The organism is Psychroflexus gondwanensis ACAM 44 (assembly GCF_000355905.1).
GTDB classification, from domain to species: domain Bacteria; phylum Bacteroidota; class Bacteroidia; order Flavobacteriales; family Flavobacteriaceae; genus Psychroflexus; species Psychroflexus gondwanensis.
Genome location: NZ_APLF01000039.1, coordinates 1 through 2,650 on the forward strand (window position 1 = coordinate 1; position 2,650 = coordinate 2,650).

Here is a 2,650-nt window from a genome sequence, read left to right on the forward strand (position 1 = left end):
CCAACGGGACAAAATCAAAATCTATAGTGTTTTAAAAAATAAGAATAAGCCTAATTGTCCCGTTAGGGACTAAACATAGGTAGCACAAAGCATCGTCATATCACCAGATTGTGCCGTCAGGTACAACATAAAAACCAGCAGCTAGTCATAAGGAAGTCGAAAAGCAATCCCCAAACCATAGGGCGTACCTAACGGCACGCTGTCTTTTTTCGTTTATCTTTTTTTACCGAGATCTAGTCCCTAACGGGACAAATATCAAAACCCATAGCGTTTTAAAAAGAAGAACACTCCTAATTGTCCCGTTAGGGACTAAACATAGGTAACATGGGTGACATAAAGCATCATCCTATCATCAGATTGTGCCGTTAGGTACAACATAAAAATCAGGAGCTAGTCATAGTGACGTCAAAAAACAACACCCAAAACCATAGGGCGTACCTAAAGGCACGCTTTTTTTTCGTTAACCTTTTTTTACCGAGAGCTAGTCCCTAACGGGACATGTTGATTAAGTGAGTTGAGAGGTTTAAAATTGGGCTTAGCTTTACCTTGTAAAAGAGAAAGACCGCCTCGGGTGGGAGGCGGTTAAAAGACATTATAATTTTTTATTTTTATTTCTTATTAAATAAGCATAGTAGAAGAAATAAAGTGAAAATAAACTAAAGTAAACTACTTTTATCCATTTACTGTTTAAATAAAGTAAAATAAAAATAGAAAAGACTATTACAATAAAAAATAAAAAATCTTTTTTAATCATAATAGATATATTAACAATTATATCCAGCAGCTAGAGCCATAGCAGAAATACCGAAACCAAAAACTTGTAAACCTGGAATCATCATCATTACTACACCTGCTCCATAAACAGCTCCTGTAGTTTCTTCACAGGTAACTTCTCATTCAACTTTCTTACGAATTTTTGTTAGGATATTAACAACTAATATTAAAATAATAAATATATATGCAATATCCATGAGCTTACCAGGTACAATTTCAAACTTTTTTAGCAATATCATAATAATAACCAAAAGACCTCCTATAAAATTAAATATTTCTGTAAATTTATGTTAAGATTTTTTATTCACATTGTCATTAATGCTTATGTAATCTTTTCTCAATTTATAGGTTAAAACTATAAGACTGATAATAAAAAGAATCGTTGCTAATACTAAAAATTGATTAAAATCCTTATTAAAATTCCTTAAAAGAATAATACTAGAATATGTAGAAAGGCATATGATCGCAAATAGTTTAGAAAAAAAAATTCTTTTTTTGTTAATATATATTTCATAGAAAATTTAAATTCAGTTGTAAGTCTTATTTGAAATTATTAGAAACATCCGTTATCATCCATACTAATTAAACCATATGAAACAATTCCTGCTCCCAAAAATGGGGCAAAAACACCACCAATTAAACCGACAGCTACTCCTGTGAGCATTGCTCCACAATAATAGGCATCGGCTCCTCCACTCAAATTCTCCATCTGAGTTAATTCTAAATTTTTCATAAAAATAAGTTTTAATTTACTGCCAAGCAAGTTTGTGAGATTTAAAATTGTGTTTAGCGTTACCTTGTAAAAGAGAAAAAACGCCTCGGGTGGGAGACGGTTTAAATTAAAATACTGTATTATTTTTTCAATTTCACAATAAGAATTATTAAAATCATCGAAATGATATACATGGCATAAGTATACCAAATGCTAAGATTATAATTAGTGAAATATTTTAAATAAAATATTATTGAAACTATAGTAATACAAGTTAGAATTAAAATTTTAATTAAATTCATATTTCATTAATTAAGCATGATGCTTCTATTGCTAATATAGCAGCTCCACCCCCCCATCCAACGGGATTCCAAAAATTTGCTAACACACCAGCACCATAAACTATAGCTCCAGCTGTAAAGCCTGCGCAGAAGTTACTGTATGTATCATTATTACCACCAATAATTTCTAATTCGTTTAAGTTTAATTCTTTCATAATTTATATTTTAAATTAATTATTCATTTCATCACAACAAATTGTTATCATAACACCAGCTCCGTAACCACCAAGTAAGGCACCAACTCCTAATCCTGCAATACCTCCAAAAATTGCTCCGCCAGCTATAAAAGCTAATTTTCCTTTTGTAGAACAATCCAATGCTCCTCCTCTCAAACCTTCCATCTGAGTTAATTCTAAATTTTTCATAAAAATATAATTTTAATTAATGCCAAGTAAGTTTGTAAGATTTAAAATTGGGCTTAGCTTTACCTTGTAAAAGAGAACAACATTCCTATTTGTCCCGTCAGGGACTAAACATGGGTAACACGAAGCATCATCCTAACACCAGATTGTGCCGTCAGGTACAATATAAAACCAGGAGCTACTCATAGGAAAGTTGAAAAACAATCCCCAAACCATAGGGCGTACCTAACGGCACGCTATTTTTTCGATTACTTTTTCTACCGAGATCTAGTCCCTGACGGGATATAATGATAAAGTGAGTTGAGGGGTTTAAAATTGTGCTTAGCGTTACCTTGTAAAAGAGAACAACACTCCTATTTGTCCCGTTAGGGACTAAACATAGGTAACACAAAGCATCATCATATCACCAGATTGTGCCGTCAGGTACAATATAAAACCAGGAGCTACTCATAGGAAAGTTG

Annotated in this window: 3 protein-coding genes; all 3 read right to left on the minus strand. The window is 32.4% G+C overall.

Annotated features, from left to right (window positions below; genetic code table 11):
- Nucleotides 1-1,327 precede the first annotated feature (1,327 nt).
- The gene (locus PGOND44_RS14765) at nucleotides 1,328-1,507 is read right to left on the minus strand and encodes a hypothetical protein (RefSeq protein ID WP_155943863.1); all 180 of its coding nucleotides are present in this window, start codon (nucleotides 1,505-1,507) and stop codon (nucleotides 1,328-1,330) included.
- A gap of 277 nt (nucleotides 1,508-1,784) precedes the next feature.
- The gene (locus PGOND44_RS14770; RefSeq protein WP_003445903.1) at nucleotides 1,785-1,982 is read right to left on the minus strand and encodes a hypothetical protein; all 198 of its coding nucleotides are present in this window, start codon (nucleotides 1,980-1,982) and stop codon (nucleotides 1,785-1,787) included.
- A 15-nt stretch (nucleotides 1,983-1,997) separates the two neighbouring features.
- Complete coding sequence (locus PGOND44_RS14775) at nucleotides 1,998-2,192, minus strand: hypothetical protein (RefSeq protein WP_003445905.1); 195 nt, start codon at nucleotides 2,190-2,192, stop codon at nucleotides 1,998-2,000.
- Nucleotides 2,193-2,650: the final 458 nt, after the last annotated feature.

Excerpts from the sequence above, each read along its gene's own strand:
- PGOND44_RS14770 (WP_003445903.1), bottom strand. The coding sequence starts at position 1,982 with ATGAAAGAATTAAACTTAAACGAATTAGAAATTATTGGTGGTAATAAT.
- PGOND44_RS14775 (WP_003445905.1), bottom strand. The coding sequence starts at position 2,192 with ATGAAAAATTTAGAATTAACTCAGATGGAAGGTTTGAGAGGAGGAGCA.
- PGOND44_RS14765 (WP_155943863.1), bottom strand. The coding sequence starts at position 1,507 with ATGAAAAATTTAGAATTAACTCAGATGGAGAATTTGAGTGGAGGAGCC.